11 protein-coding genes and 1 pseudogene are annotated in these 12,938 nt (G+C 67.7%); 5 read left to right on the top strand and 7 right to left on the bottom strand.

What is annotated here, in order from left to right; all coding sequences use genetic code 11:
- Nucleotides 1-36: 36 nt before the first annotated feature.
- Together ACXAGF_RS01590 and ACXAGF_RS01595 are read right to left on the bottom strand one after the other, a co-directional pair.
- The gene (locus ACXAGF_RS01590; RefSeq protein WP_475013974.1) at nt 37-834 is read right to left on the bottom strand and encodes a potassium channel family protein; all 798 of its coding nucleotides are present in this window, start codon (nt 832-834) and stop codon (nt 37-39) included.
- A 560-nt stretch (nt 835-1,394) separates the two neighbouring features.
- Nucleotides 1,395-1,982, bottom strand: a complete 588-nt coding sequence (locus tag ACXAGF_RS01595) for a TetR/AcrR family transcriptional regulator (RefSeq protein ID WP_475013976.1) — start codon at nt 1,980-1,982, stop codon at nt 1,395-1,397.
- A gap of 136 nt (nt 1,983-2,118) precedes the next feature.
- Here ACXAGF_RS01595 and ACXAGF_RS01600 point away from each other — a divergent pair, with 136 nt between their 5' ends.
- Nucleotides 2,119-2,532 (top strand): RidA family protein, encoded by a 414-nt coding sequence (locus ACXAGF_RS01600; RefSeq protein WP_475013977.1) that lies wholly within the window; start codon nt 2,119-2,121, stop codon nt 2,530-2,532.
- A gap of 82 nt (nt 2,533-2,614) precedes the next feature.
- On the opposite strand, the gene ACXAGF_RS01605 is transcribed toward ACXAGF_RS01600, so the two are convergent.
- The 3 genes from ACXAGF_RS01605 to ubiE all read right to left on the bottom strand — a co-directional run bounded on the left by ACXAGF_RS01605 (nt 2,615) and on the right by ubiE (nt 6,288).
- The gene (locus tag ACXAGF_RS01605) at nt 2,615-3,622 is read right to left on the bottom strand and encodes a hypothetical protein (RefSeq protein ID WP_475013979.1); all 1,008 of its coding nucleotides are present in this window, start codon (nt 3,620-3,622) and stop codon (nt 2,615-2,617) included.
- Nucleotides 3,623-3,863: 241 nt separating this feature from the next.
- Nucleotides 3,864-5,438: a 2-polyprenylphenol 6-hydroxylase gene (gene ubiB / locus ACXAGF_RS01610; protein ID WP_475013980.1), complete on the bottom strand. Its 1,575-nt coding sequence runs from the start codon at nt 5,436-5,438 to the stop codon at nt 3,864-3,866.
- Between the two features lie 70 nt (nt 5,439-5,508).
- On the bottom strand, nt 5,509-6,288 hold the full coding sequence (gene ubiE, locus ACXAGF_RS01615) for a bifunctional demethylmenaquinone methyltransferase/2-methoxy-6-polyprenyl-1,4-benzoquinol methylase UbiE (RefSeq protein ID WP_475013981.1): 780 nt from the start codon (nt 6,286-6,288) through the stop codon (nt 5,509-5,511).
- A 183-nt stretch (nt 6,289-6,471) separates the two neighbouring features.
- On the opposite strand from ubiE, the gene mutM reads away from it, so the two are divergent.
- From mutM to ACXAGF_RS01635, 4 genes and pseudogenes are all read left to right on the top strand, one after another.
- On the top strand, nt 6,472-7,362 hold the full coding sequence (mutM, locus tag ACXAGF_RS01620; RefSeq protein WP_475013983.1) for a bifunctional DNA-formamidopyrimidine glycosylase/DNA-(apurinic or apyrimidinic site) lyase: 891 nt from the start codon (nt 6,472-6,474) through the stop codon (nt 7,360-7,362).
- Nucleotides 7,363-7,607: 245 nt separating this feature from the next.
- Entirely contained in the window at nt 7,608-7,874 is a 267-nt protein-coding gene (gene rpsT / locus ACXAGF_RS01625; protein ID WP_475013985.1) for a 30S ribosomal protein S20, read from the top strand.
- A gap of 856 nt (nt 7,875-8,730) precedes the next feature.
- Nucleotides 8,731-10,278 (top strand): chromosomal replication initiator protein DnaA, encoded by a 1,548-nt coding sequence (gene dnaA, locus ACXAGF_RS01630; protein ID WP_475013987.1) that lies wholly within the window; start codon nt 8,731-8,733, stop codon nt 10,276-10,278.
- A 201-nt stretch (nt 10,279-10,479) separates the two neighbouring features.
- Nucleotides 10,480-11,077: pseudogene (locus ACXAGF_RS01635) on the top strand (class I SAM-dependent methyltransferase).
- A gap of 4 nt (nt 11,078-11,081) precedes the next feature.
- On the opposite strand, the gene hemW reads toward ACXAGF_RS01635, so the two are convergent.
- Together hemW and rdgB are read right to left on the bottom strand one after the other, a co-directional pair.
- Nucleotides 11,082-12,278 carry a radical SAM family heme chaperone HemW gene (hemW, locus tag ACXAGF_RS01640; protein ID WP_475013988.1) on the bottom strand — a complete coding sequence of 399 codons (1,197 nt, stop codon included), beginning with the start codon at nt 12,276-12,278 and terminating at the stop codon, nt 11,082-11,084.
- 7 nt (nt 12,279-12,285) lie between these two features.
- The gene (gene rdgB, locus ACXAGF_RS01645; protein WP_475013990.1) at nt 12,286-12,930 is read right to left on the bottom strand and encodes an RdgB/HAM1 family non-canonical purine NTP pyrophosphatase; all 645 of its coding nucleotides are present in this window, start codon (nt 12,928-12,930) and stop codon (nt 12,286-12,288) included.
- Nucleotides 12,931-12,938 lie beyond the last annotated feature (8 nt).

Here is a 12,938-nt window from a genome sequence, read left to right on the forward strand (position 1 = left end):
TCCTAGCCTGTCCACCGCCACTTTCCAAGCGCCGCATCACGACCCCTCGTCGGGGATGTTGAGGATGTGGCCACAGGCCTTGCAATGGATGGCGTCGGCGTCGTGTCGTTGCAGGCCGCATTGCGGGCAGGGGAAGCTGACCTTGTGCGGCCGCACGATCGTCTGCGCCAGGCGCACGAACAGCGAGATGCCGACGATCATGGTGGCGATCGAGGTCAGCTTGCCGAGCGTGCCAGGGAGGGTGATGTCACCAAAACCGGTGGTGGTGACGGTGGCGACGGTGAAGTACAGCGCATCGACAAAGCCGCTGACGTCCTCGGCGTAGAAGAAGTTGGAGTAGACGAAGCCGGTGACAAGAAAGAGGAAGATCAGGAAGTTGACGCAGGCCTGGATCGTCTCCTCGTAAGCGGTGTATCCGAACCGCTTCAGCACCCGCGTGAACAGCCGGCTCTGGCTGATCGCCCAGATCCGCAGCGCCCGCAGAAAGGCGAAATTCGACAGCTGGTTGGGAAACAGCAGCGTCGCGAGGATGAACAGGTCGACCCAGGTCATCGGCCGGCCGAACCAGTAGCGCAGGGAAGGCGCCACCAGCATCCGTGCGCCGAGTTCGGCCGCGATGATGACGGCGATGACGTAGTCGACCAGTTCGTAGGTCTGGCCCGCCCGCAGGTAGGGCCCGACCAGGAAGAAGGCGATGATGGCGAGGTCGACCATCATCAGGGTGAACTGAAAGGCGAAGGCGTGCGGGTCGCTGCCAAAATAGAGCCGGCGCAGACGGCGGCGCAGTGCCTCCATCACCGGTCCGACCCCGTCTGTGTCCTGTCGTTCAACCATGGCGCCAATGTATGCCGCGCCGTTTTTGGGTCAAGCGGCTCCGGCGCGCCTGGCAGAGGGTCTGCCGGACCGTCGCCTCGGTGAGAGCCGTCACGCATCGACGTCGCGACCCCAGGCACGCATGCACATATGGATCGCCACATCATTGCCCGGCATGACGCAGACGGAGCCACCTGCCGAGGGGCTGTCGCCGAGTGTCGGTTTCCGCCGTAGCCTGGCGCGGAAGCGCGCGCGGTGGCTGACGGCGGGACCAGAGCCGCAATGCCAGGCCGCGGCGCGCCGCAACCGCTCGGCGGTCCAGCCCACCGCTTGATCGGCGCGGTGTCGTGCGCGCGCCGCGGCTGGCGATCTGACGGTCGGTAAGCGTGTCTTTGCTTGCGGCGGCTCATGGATGCTTTCCGGCAGGGTCGATGATCGGTAAGCAAAGGCGCACGTTTTCGTTTCGCGACGGTATCCGGGCGGGAGAGACCCTTTCTGCCTGCGTCCGGCCCGGGTAACGGCCGCATCAGGGGCGCCGCATGCAAGGCGGTCCGCCTTCACCGGAGCGACGACGGTGCCCCTCAGACGGCAAGCAGGCCGTCGGCCATCGACCTGAAGGCGTCGATCGCCTTCGGCAGGACGGTTTCCCGGTCGTCGCTGGCGGCGACCCACAGCGCGGCGTTGAGGGCGGCGCCGTTGAGAAGCCGCGCAGCCGCCTCCGGATCGACCGGTTTCAGAACGCTCCGCTCCAACAACCGTTCCACGGCCTGTTTCGTCGCAACCAGACAACTGTTCTGGCTCGGCCATGTCGATGGGTCGCCGAGCACCGCCGGCCCGTCGAGCAGGACGATCCGCTGAACCTCGGGATCGAGCGCCATTTCGATATAGGCCGTGCCCTCGGCGAGCAGCCCCGCCCACTCGCTGTCGGCCCGCGCGCCGACCGCTCTGGCGCGGGCGGCCATCTCGCCGTCGATCTGCTCGACGACCGCGGCCAGCAGGCCGCGCTTGTCGCCGAAATTGTGGTAGAGCGCGCCACGCGTCAGGCCGGCATCGGCCGTCAGATCATCCATCGACGCCCCGGCAAAGCCTTTCGTGGCAAAGGCCTTGCGCGCGGCCGCGATCAGCTTGCCCCGGTTTTCCTCCATCGTCTCTCGGCGCGGTCTCGGCATCGGTTCCTCGGATATCGCATACGAAGCGTATGTCAATTGATATACGGAGCGTATCTCTGTAGGTTGACATACGTAATGTATATCAATCCGGGTCGGAACTGTGAAGCAGCAAACGGCCGAAACAAGGACTTAGACCATGACGAAACCTGAAGCCATCTTTCCGGCGAGCCGGCACGCGCTCTACGAGGCACACGGATATTCGGCGGCGATCCGCTCCGGCGACCTTCTGTTCGTCTCCGGTCAGGTTGGCAGCCGCGCGGACGGAACACCCGAGCCGCAGTTCGAGCGTCAGGTCGAGCGCGCGTTCGACAACCTGGCGGCGACGCTGGCGGCGGCGGGGTGTGGCTTCGACGACATTGTCGACGTCACCACGTTCCACACCGATCCGGAAACGCAGTTCGGCACCATCATGGCCGTCAAGAACCGGATCTTCAGCGCGGCGCCCTATCCCAACTGGACCGCGATCGGCGTCAACTGGCTCGCGGGGTTCGATTTCGAGATCAAGGTGATCGCGCGGGTTCCGGAATCCGAGCGCCCGCAGGTGGCATGAGTCGCCGGGGAGCCGGCGCTTGCACCGCCCGGCTGCCGAGCGGCGCGATTGACCGCGGCAGCGCCGGCAAGCGACGCCCCCTCTATTCGGCGGCGGCGAGCTGCTCGCTGTCCTGCCCCGCCGGCAGTTCCGTCTCCGGCGACGGCTCGTTCTCCCCGCCGGTTGCCTGTTCGTCGTCCGTCACCGGGTCCGGCTGCTCTCCGGAGACCTGGTCGGTCTCCTCGCCGGGTACCGGGTCGGCCTCCTCACCGGCCGGCTGCCGGCTCGCCAGCACGTCGCGCACCTGGTCGATCTTGCCGACGGCGGGTCCGACGCCAAGGACGTTCTTCGCCCAGTCCAGCACCTCCTGGTCGACGGCCTCCTCGCCAAGCGCGGTGGTGCGGTTCTTGTTGGCGGCGGCGAGAAGGGCGGCGCGCAGCGCCTCGTCGCCGAGCGCCGGATCGGTCGGCACGGCATCTATGCCGTTGTCGAGTTCGTATTGCGCATAGGCCATCACATAGGCGCGCACCGCGACCATGCGCGGGTCCTGGGCGTTGAGATAGGCATGGTAGTTGCGTTTCAGCGAATTCAGCCCGCCGAGCTTTGCCGCAAGGGTCGGCTTCTCCGCCAGCACCGGCACATCCACCACCGCCGTCGGCTCCTCGACCTCCAGCGCCGTCCGGGCAGGCTTCGGCGTCGGCTTGGCCACCTTCAGAGGCTTCTCCGCCTTCGCGGTCTTGGCGGCCTTCGTCGCGGTCGGCTTGGCAGCGCGTTTCTCCGCCGCCCTGTCCTTGCCGAACAGCCTGTCGAAGGCGGCGGCGATCGGATCGGACGTCGTGCCGGCGCCCGCCTTGCCGGCCGCGGTCTTCCCCGCGGCGGACTTGCCATGCCCGGCCGAGGCGTGGCCTTCGCTGCGCCCTTTGCCGCCGTTGCCGTTGCCGCCACCATTGCCGCCGCCATTGCCGCCACCGTTCCCACCGCCGTTGCCATTCTTGGCGAGCGCGGCTGCCGTGGTTAGATGCAGGGGATCCTGGAGGTCGATGCCGACCGGCATGGCGGCAAGCGTGGCGGCGAGGCAAGTCGCAAGGGTGAGATTGCCGATCTTGCGCATGGACTGGTCCTCCGAATCATCCGTTTCCGGCCCCATGCCGGAAAGGGGCGGCCGCAATTGGCCGAATTTGTGGCGCGGCGGTGATGGCCACGTCCAGATCCGCCAGCCTGCCGAAAATCCAAGACCAAATCGATAATCCGCCCGCGCAAATTTTAGCGAGCGCGCCGGAATGGGCCGGGGTGGCCGGCCTTCCTGGTCCGCAAGCCCGGCGGCGACGGGGTGCTCTGCCTGCGGTCGCCGCCTACGTCACCGCCCAGGCGATATAGACAAGCGTCGCGGCGATCACCCACAGCGCGATCCGGCCGGAGCGCCCGTGCCGCGCCTCGGACCGGCCGATCGCCTCGGCCGTGGCCGCGTCGAAGCGCAGGCCGTGCTCGGCCATGGCGGTGAGATCGCGCGAGAACTGTTCGGTCTTGGCAGCGATTTCCGGCGCGGCCTCGGCCAGGCGCAGCGCGGCGTGCGCGCCCTCGCGCAGGTCGGCGAGAATGCGCTTCGGGCCGAGGTTGTCGCGGATCCACCCGCCGACGACCGGCTCGGCCGCCTTCCACATGTTGAAGCGCGGGTTGAGCGTGCGCGCCACGCCCTCGACCACCACCATCGTCTTCTGCAGCATGACGAGCTCGGTGCGCGTTTCCATGTCGAACAGTTCGGTGACCTCGAACAGCAGTGTCAGCAGCTTCGCCATCGAGATCGTCTCCGCGGGCTGGCCGTGGATCGGCTCGCCGATGGCGCGGATCGCCTGCGCGAAGCTGGCGACGTCGTGGTGGGCGGGCACGTAGCCGGCCTCGAAGTGCACGCTCGCCACGCGCTCGTAGTCGCGGGTGATGAAGCCGTAGAGGATCTCGGCGAGGAAGCGGCGCTCCTTGCGCCCGAGCCGGCCGACGATGCCCATGTCGACGGCGACGATGTGCCCTTGCGGGTCGACGAACAGGTTGCCCTGATGCATGTCTGCATGGAAGAAGCCGTCGCGCAGCGTGTGTCGCAGGAACGACTGGATCAGCGTGTCGGCGAGCCTGTCGAGATCGTGGCCGGCGGCGCGCAGGCCGTCGATGCTCGACATCTTCACGCCGTCGATCCATTCCATCGTCAGCACGTCGCGACCGGTGCGCTCCCAGTCCACCTTCGGCACGCGGAAGCCGGGATCGGCGGCCGTGTTCTCGCCGAGTTCGGACAGCGCGGCGGCCTCCAGCCGCAGGTCCATCTCCACCCTGGTGGTCTGCTCCAGCGTGCGCGTCACCTCAACCGGCTTGAGCCGGCGGGTGTGCGGCAGCAGGCGCTCCTGCAGGTAGGAGGCGGCGTACATCGCCTGGATGTCGTGGGCGAAGCGCTGGCGTACCCCGGGGCGGATGACCTTGACGGCGACGCGGCGCTCGCCGCCGGCATCGCGGACGGTGGCCGGGTGCACCTGGGCGATCGAGGCGGCCGCGATCGGCTCGCCGAGGCTGGCATAGAGCTCCGACACCGGGCGGCCGAGCGAGGCCGCGATGCTGGCGGTGGCTGCCGCCATCGGGAAGGTCGCCATCCGGTCCTGCAGCGCCGACAGGTCCTCGGCGATGGCGACGCCGACGACGTCCGGTCGGGTGGCGAGGAACTGGCCCATCTTGACATAGGACGGGCCGAGCCGCTCGACCGCGTGCGCCAGCCGGGCGCTGCGGCCTTCCTTGGCCGAGCGGCGGCGCGCCAGCAGTCCGGCGAGCCTGCTGAGCAGGCGGGCCGAGGGCGGCATGTCCTGCACCGGCAGCGCCGAGACGACGCCTTCGCGCACCAGCACCCAGCCGACGCGGGCGAGGCGGAGATAGGCCGACGGTGTCGTCATGCCCGGCCACCATGGGTGCCGCGGTGCGGGCGGGGCTGCGGCGCGGGCGCCGTCCGGGAGATCGACCGCATCACAGCTTCCAGCCGGAATGCAGCGCGGCGATGCCGCCGGTGTAGTTGGTGAAGGAGGCGCGGGCAAAGCCGGCGGCGCGGATCATCGCGGCGAAGTCCTGCTGGTTCGGGAACTTGCGGATCGACTCGACCAGGTACTGGTACGGTTCGGCCTCGCCGGTGACCATCTTGCCGAACTGCGGGATCGCCTTGAACGACCAGGCGTCGTAGAAGCGGTCGAGCAGCGGCATCTCGACCTCGGAAAACTCCAGCACCAGGAGCCGGCCGCCGCGCCTGAGCACCCGGTGGGCCTCCGCCAGCGCGACGTCGATGCGCGGCACGTTGCGGATGCCGAAGGCGATCGTGTAGGCGTCGAAGCTGCTCGCCGCGAACGGCAGCTCTTCAGCATTGGCCTCGACGAAGTCGAGCTTGTCCGACAGCCCGCGCTTGGCGGCGCGGTCGGCGCCGACGGCCAGCATCGAGCCGTTGATGTCGAGCACGGTGGCGTGCGCCAGCCGGTCGGAGGCCTCGACGATGCGGAAGGCGATGTCGCCGGTGCCGCCAGCGACGTCCAGCACGCGGTACCCGGCGTCCCGGCGCGGGTTGAGCGCGGCGACCATCGCGTCTTTCCAGGCCCGGTGCAGGCCGGCGGACATGATGTCGTTCATGATGTCGTAGCGCTTGGCCACCTTGTGGAAGACGTCGTTGACGAGCGCCTGCTTCTCGCCCTCCGCCACCCTGCGGAAGCCGTAGGAGGTCTCCATGCCGCCGTCTGCCGACGTGCGTTCCCGATCGCTCATGCCTGTCTCCAGCTGTTGCGCCGCGGTCCGGCAGGTCCGCTCGCGCTGCGGTTGCCGCGCAGCCGGGCTTGCGCCTCGCCCGCGGCATCGTCGCGCTGGTATATAGGATAAAGATGGGCGATAGGGAATTGCACGGGCGCGGCAAATGCGCCGCACGGTTAAATCCGGAAGATGGAGGGGATGATGCCGGAACTGCCGGAGGTGGAGACGGTCAGGCGCGGGTTGGCGCCGGTGATGGAAGGGGCGGTGATCGCCCGCGCCGAATTGCGCCGACCCGACCTGCGCTTTCCCTTCCCCGAGCGCTTTGCCGAGACGGTGACCGGGCGCCGGGTGCTGGCGCTCGGACGGCGGGCGAAGTACCTGCTGATCGACCTCGAGGGTGGCGATGTCGTCATTGCCCATCTCGGCATGTCCGGCTCGTTCCGTGTCGCCGACGGCGGCGCGGGCGCGGTCCCCGGCGCCTTTCATCTGCCGCGCGGCAAGGACGAGCGCCACGACCACGTGGTGCTGCACCTCGACACCGCCGCCGGGCCGCGGCGCGTCATCTACAACGACCCGCGCCGCTTCGGCTTCATGGACCTGGCCCGGCGCGACGACCTCGCCGCGCACCCCTCCCTGCGCGCGCTCGGCGAGGAGCCGACCGGAAACGCGCTCGACGCCGCCTACCTGGCCGCAAGGCTGCGCGGCCGGTCCCAGCCGCTGAAGGCGGCGCTGCTCGACCAGAAGATCATCGCCGGACTCGGCAACATCTATGTGTGCGAGGCGTTGTGGCGGGCGCAGCTGTCGCCGCAGCGACCGGCGGGCGCGCTGGTGACGGCGACCGGCCGGCCGCGCAAGGAGCTGCTGGCGCTGACCGAGGCGATCCGTGCGGTGATCGCCGAGGCGATCGCGGCCGGCGGATCGACCTTGCGCGATCACATCCGCGCCGACGGCTCGCTCGGCTACTTCCAGCATTCGTTTTCGGTCTACGACCGGGAGGGGGAGGCCTGTCGCACGCCGGGCTGCGTCGGCACCGTGGCCCGGTTTGCCCAGGGCGGGCGCTCGACCTTCTTCTGTGCCGCCTGCCAGCGGTAGCCGGCGGCGTCCGTCGCGATCGCGCCGGGCGCCGCATTTCGAATCGCTGGCGGCCGGTTTCGGCGCGCTATTTCTTCAATTTGCGCGTTGACGCGCCTGCCAATTCCCGCTATACGCCGCCCCACAGTTTGGAAAGCCCATTCCAAGGTTTTCCGAGATTGCTCCCGAATTGCTTTGATGACAGGTCGCAGTGACCCGGCACGGCGAAGGCGGAGTTCGTGTCCGGTTTCTGAAGAGAGGCATCCATGGCCAATACGACTTCGGCGAAGAAGGCGACCCGCAAGATCGCTCGCCGCACTGACATCAACAAGGCGCGCCGGTCGCGCGTTCGCACCTTCGTGCGCAAGGTCGAGGAGGCGCTCGCCTCCGGCGATGCAGCCGCAGCCGCAGCCGCGCTGAAGGCAGCCCAGCCGGAACTGATGCGCGCAGCCACCAAGGGCGTGCTGCATTCCAACACCGCATCGCGCAAGGTCTCGCGCCTGGCGCAGCGTGTGAAGGCTCTGTCGGCCTGATTCCACGCCAGCAAGCTATGCAAATTTGACTGAGCCCGGCGGTTTCGCCGGGCTTTTTCTTTGCCTTTTTGTTGCCGTTATGGTTAACGCGCAATGCTGTCACATGTCAGGGCGGTGACAGAAAAAATCGTTAAAAAACATAAACTTGTGCGAGAATGTTCGACGCGATGCCGTCGCGTGGGGGGGCAATTGCGACAGTGTGCGAGTCAAGAAAATAATTATTTTTTTTGCTTTCCGGCCTCTGTAAGCCGGCTAGCAAAAGAAAGCCATTGATTCATAATGGATTCTTCTCGGGGGGGTGTTTGCCGAGTCAAATTGCGCCAGAAGAGTCAACGGCTGCGACTTAATTTTGCGTAAAATTGGGCATTGATCTTGGTGTTTGATCCTGCCTAAATGCCTTCCACAGGGGGCGCACACACAAGCGTAAAGAGACGCCAAGCACTGCCGTATCGGCCGGTGTGAGACGTCTTGACCCTGGAGCGGAGTGCATAGCTCCGCCTTATCTGACACTGAAAGCAGCTGACCGGCCGCCACAATCCAGGGGGCCGGAACGGTGGCTGTATGCCGTCGATCAGCCAGGTTCAGTGTGGCCGCGAGGACGGTCGCCGACGAGGGGCCAGGTGAGGGAATGCCCGACGCGAATGACCCATACGAGGGGGCGGCGTGGTCGGGAGGGCAGGCGACGCGGCCGGTGGCCGGGACGTCAGTCCGAAGTGTGCGGGTCGCGTTCGGAGTGAGGGCGAGGCGACCGGCAAAACCGAGTCCGCAACGCCGATGGCTCCGGGGTGCGGTCGAGGTGTGGACACGGTGCCGGCATGACGTGCCGGCGCGTCGACTGAACTTGAAAGGCGGCAAAATGCAAGCAAATACGGCCACGTCTGTTGGTGCATTTGGAAATGGGGACAATGCACTGAAAGGACTCGCAGAAGGAAACGACAAGCCAGGGGACACAAACGGGACCAAGCATGACGCCCTTTTCGACCGGGTGAGCGCACGCCTGAAGGCGCAGGTCGGCCAGGATGTCTATGCGAGCTGGTTCGCCCGGCTGAAGCTTCATTCCCACTCCAAGAGCGTCGTGCGGCTGTCGGTGCCGACGACCTTCCTGAAATCCTGGATCAACAACCGCTATCTCGACCTGATCACCTCGCTCTTCCAGCAGGAGGACGCGGAGATCCTGAAGGTGGAGATCCTGGTGCGCACCGCGACCCGCGGCGTGCGTCCGGGTGCTGAAGAGACGGCGACCGCCGCCGAGGCCGCGCCGGCTGCCCAGTCGCGCCGAGCGGCCGGCGCGCAGGCGATCGCCCAGGTTGCCGCCAGTGTTGCACCGCAGGCGCAGCAGCGCCAGCCGGCGCATGGTCCATTGTTCGGTTCTCCGCTCGATCAGCGCTACACCTTCGACACCTTCGTCGAGGGGTCCTCCAACCGCGTCGCGCTCGCCGCCGCCAAGACCATCGCAGAAGCCGGCGCGGGGGCGGTGCGCTTCAACCCGCTGTTCATCCACTCCAGCGTCGGCCTCGGCAAGACGCACTTGCTGCAGGCGATCGCCAATGCGGCGCTTGCCAGCGCCCGCAGCCCGCGCGTCGTCTACCTGACGGCCGAGTACTTCATGTGGCGCTTCGCCACCGCGATCCGCGACAACGACGCGCTGTCGTTGAAGGAAACGCTGCGCAACATCGACCTGCTGATCATCGACGACATGCAGTTCCTGCAGGGGAACTCGATCCAGAACGAGTTCTGCCACCTCCTGAACATGCTGCTCGACTCCGCCAAGCAGGTCGTCGTTGCCGCCGACCGGGCGCCGTGGGAACTGGAATCGCTCGACCCGCGCGTGCGTTCGCGCCTGCAGGGCGGCGTTGCGATCGAGATGGAAGGGCCGGACTACGAGATGCGCCTAGAGATTCTCAAGCGTAGGCTCGAGGTCGCCCGCCAGGAGGATGCCTCGCTCGACATTCCGGCGGATATCCTCAGCCATGTCGCCCGCAACATCACCGCGAGCGGCCGCGAGCTGGAGGGCGCCTTCAATCAGTTGCTCTTCCGTCGCACCTTCGAGCCGCAGCTCACCGTAGAGCGCGTCGACGAGCTGCTCGCGCATCTGGTCGGCGCCGGCGAGCCGCGCCGGGTCCGCATCGAGGACATCCAGCGGGTTGTCGCCAAACATTACAACGTCTCGCGCCAGGAGCTGGTTTCCAGCCGCCGCACGCGCGTCGTCGTCATGCCGCGGCAGATCGCGATGTATCTGTCCAAGACGCTGACGCCGCGCTCCTTCCCGGAGATCGGCCGGCGCTTCGGTGGGCGCGATCACACGACCGTGCTGCACGCGGTCCGCAAGATCGAGGACCTGATCGCCGGCGACACCAAGCTCAGCCATGAGATCGAGTTGTTGAAGCGCCTCATCAACGAATAGCAGGAGCACGCCTGGGGGTGCGGCCCTTGAGCCCGGGAGGTCGAGGCCCCGGGCTCTTTTTTATTCCACGGTTGCGTAGCCGGCTAGGCGCGCCAAGAGAGATTGCGACTCCGGCTGTCTGCCGGATTCGCCCGCCGGGCGCGGCGCCCTATTCCCGCGCGCCGACCCCTGTTAGGTTCGCGGCCGTTCCCGGGGCCGCCAATGGATGACATCGACGAAGCCACGCTCGCCTTTTATCGCGACAATGCGGCGGACTATGCGGCGCGCGGGCAGCCGGCCGGCACGGCGCGGCTGGATGCCTTTCTGGCGCGCTTGCCGGAACGGGCCCGCATCCTCGAGCTTGGATGCGGCGGCGGCCGGGACAGCGAGGTCATGCTCGGCCGCGGTTTCGATCTCCTGCCGAGCGACGGGTGCCGGAAATGGCGCGCGAGGCCGAGCGCCGGCTGGGGCGCGCGGTCGCGGTCCTTCGGTTCCAGGAACTGGCCGCGATATCTGCCTTTGACGGCGTCTGGGCCAATGCGAGCCTCCTCCATGTGCCGCGGGCGCGCTCGGCGGTGTGCTGGCGCGAATTTTCCGCGCGCTTAGGCCGGGCGGGGTCTTCTATGCGAGCTACAAGGCCGGAAGGGGCGAGGGACGGGATAGCCTCGGTCGCCACTACAATTACCCCACGTCCGCCTGGCTGCGAAAGACCTATGCGACGGAGAAATGGGGGCGTGTCACGATCGAGGCGGCGCAGGGCGGTGGCTATGACGGGCGAGCGACCACGTGGTTGCATGTGACGGCGGTCAAGACAGACTGACCCATCAACTGGCGAGATCGGCGACCACGGCGTCGAGGATCAGCATTCCGGCGGGAGTGCAGCGCAGGCGGGAATTGCCGAGCTTCTCGATGAAGCCGTGGTCGATGAGGAACTGCTCGCGCGCGGGATCGGGACCGTGGCCGGCGAGCGCCTGCCAGCGGGCGAGGTCGACGCCCTCGGTCAGGCGCAGGCCCATCAGCAGGAGTTCGTCAGCCTGCTCCGACAGTTCCAGCGCCTCCTGGTCGACCATGCCGTGGCCGTTTTCCTGCACAAGCTTCAGCCAGGTCTCGGGGTGGCGCTCGGTCGCGGTCGCGACCCGGGCGCCCTGTGTCGCCAGCCGGCCATGCGCGCCGGGGCCGATGCCGGCATAGTCGCCGTAGCGCCAGTAGGTGAGATTGTGCCGGCTCTCGGCGCCAGGGCGGGCGTGGTTGGAGACCTCGTAGGCCGGCAGGCCCTCGCGCGCCGTGATCTCCTGCGTTGCCTCGTAGAGGATCGCCGACTGCTCGCCGTCGGGCACGACCAGCTTGCCCGCCTTGTGCAGGCCGAAGAAGGGCGTGCCTTCCTCGATCGTCAGCTGGTAGAGCGACAGATGGTCGACGGCGTAGGAGACCGCCTGGCGCAGTTCGGCGTCCCATTCGGCGACCGTCTGGTTCGGCCGCGCATAGATCAGGTCGAAGGACATGCGCGGGAAGATCTCGCGCGCGAGCCGGATCGCCGTCAGCGCATCGGCGACGTCGTGCAGCCGCCCTAGAAACCTCAGGTCGCGGTCGTTCAGGGCCTGAACCCCGAGCGAGACACGGTTGACGCCGGCCGCGCGGTAGCCGCGGAAGCGTTCCGCCTCGACGCTGGAGGGGTTCGCCTCCATGGTGATCTCGATGCCGTCGGGCACGTGCCAGTGGCGGGCGATGCCGGACAGGATGGCATCGACGGTTGACGGCTGCATCAGCGACGGCGTGCCGCCGCCGAGAAAGATGCTGGTGACGCTGCGCGGGCCGGACAGCCGCCGCATCGTCGCCATCTCCGCCAGAAAAGCGGCCACGAACCGGTCCTGGTCGACCGGCTGGTGGCGTACATGGCTGTTGAAGTCGCAGTAGGGGCATTTGGCGGCACAAAACGGCCAGTGCACATAGACGCCGAAGCCGGGATCGAGGGGATCGCCGGCAATGGGCGGCTTCGCTGCGAACGGGGTCACCGCCGTCATCGCTGGCTCAGGCCTCCAGGCACGTTTCGACGAAGCGCTTGAAGGCGCGGGCGCGGTGCGACAGTGCCGCCGCTTCGCCGGGGCGCCAGCCGTGCTTCTGCTCCGCACTCATCTCGCCGAAGGTCGTGGCATAGCCTTCGGGCTGGAACACCGGGTCGTAGCCGAAGCCCTGGCTGCCGCGCGGCGGCCAGACGACCGTACCCTCGACCTCGCCGCGGAACAGCTCGGTATGGCCGTCGGGCCAGGCCAGGCACAAGACCGAGACGAAGCGGGCGGAGCGCTCCGCCGGCAGGGTCGCGCCCTTCTCGGCGAGCGCCCGCTCGACCTTCTCCATCGCCATGGCGAAGTCGCGGCTGCCGTCGTCGCGTTCGGCCCAGTTGGCGGTGTAGACGCCGGGCGCGCCGCCGAGCGCGTCGATCACCAGCCCGGAATCGTCGGAGAGCGCCGGCAGGCCGGCGGCTTTCGCCGAGGCGAGCGCCTTGATCGCCGCGTTTTCCTCGAAGCTGGCGCCGGTCTCGTCCGGCTCGACGAAGTTGAGGTCGGCGGCGGACTTTGCCTCGAAGCCGAACGGGCCGACGAGGTCGCGGATTTCGCGAATCTTGCCGGCGTTGTGGCTGGCGACGACGATCGTCCTTGTGTCGAGCTTGCGCATGTCGTGTC

It is taken from the genome of Mycoplana sp. ABR4_002, assembly GCF_056159645.1.

Excerpts from the sequence above, each read along its gene's own strand:
- ubiE (WP_475013981.1), bottom strand. The coding sequence starts at position 6,288 with ATGAGCGATCGGGAACGCACGTCGGCAGACGGCGGCATGGAGACCTCC.
- mutM (WP_475013983.1), top strand. The coding sequence starts at position 6,472 with ATGCCGGAACTGCCGGAGGTGGAGACGGTCAGGCGCGGGTTGGCGCCG.
- hemW (WP_475013988.1), bottom strand. The coding sequence starts at position 12,278 with ATGACGGCGGTGACCCCGTTCGCAGCGAAGCCGCCCATTGCCGGCGAT.
- ACXAGF_RS01605 (WP_475013979.1), bottom strand. The coding sequence starts at position 3,622 with ATGCGCAAGATCGGCAATCTCACCCTTGCGACTTGCCTCGCCGCCACG.
- ubiB (WP_475013980.1), bottom strand. The coding sequence starts at position 5,438 with ATGACGACACCGTCGGCCTATCTCCGCCTCGCCCGCGTCGGCTGGGTG.
- dnaA (WP_475013987.1), top strand. The coding sequence starts at position 8,731 with ATGCAAGCAAATACGGCCACGTCTGTTGGTGCATTTGGAAATGGGGAC.
- ACXAGF_RS01595 (WP_475013976.1), bottom strand. The coding sequence starts at position 1,982 with ATGCCGAGACCGCGCCGAGAGACGATGGAGGAAAACCGGGGCAAGCTG.
- rdgB (WP_475013990.1), bottom strand. The coding sequence starts at position 12,930 with ATGCGCAAGCTCGACACAAGGACGATCGTCGTCGCCAGCCACAACGCC.
- ACXAGF_RS01600 (WP_475013977.1), top strand. The coding sequence starts at position 2,119 with ATGACGAAACCTGAAGCCATCTTTCCGGCGAGCCGGCACGCGCTCTAC.
- ACXAGF_RS01590 (WP_475013974.1), bottom strand. The coding sequence starts at position 834 with ATGGTTGAACGACAGGACACAGACGGGGTCGGACCGGTGATGGAGGCA.
- rpsT (WP_475013985.1), top strand. The coding sequence starts at position 7,608 with ATGGCCAATACGACTTCGGCGAAGAAGGCGACCCGCAAGATCGCTCGC.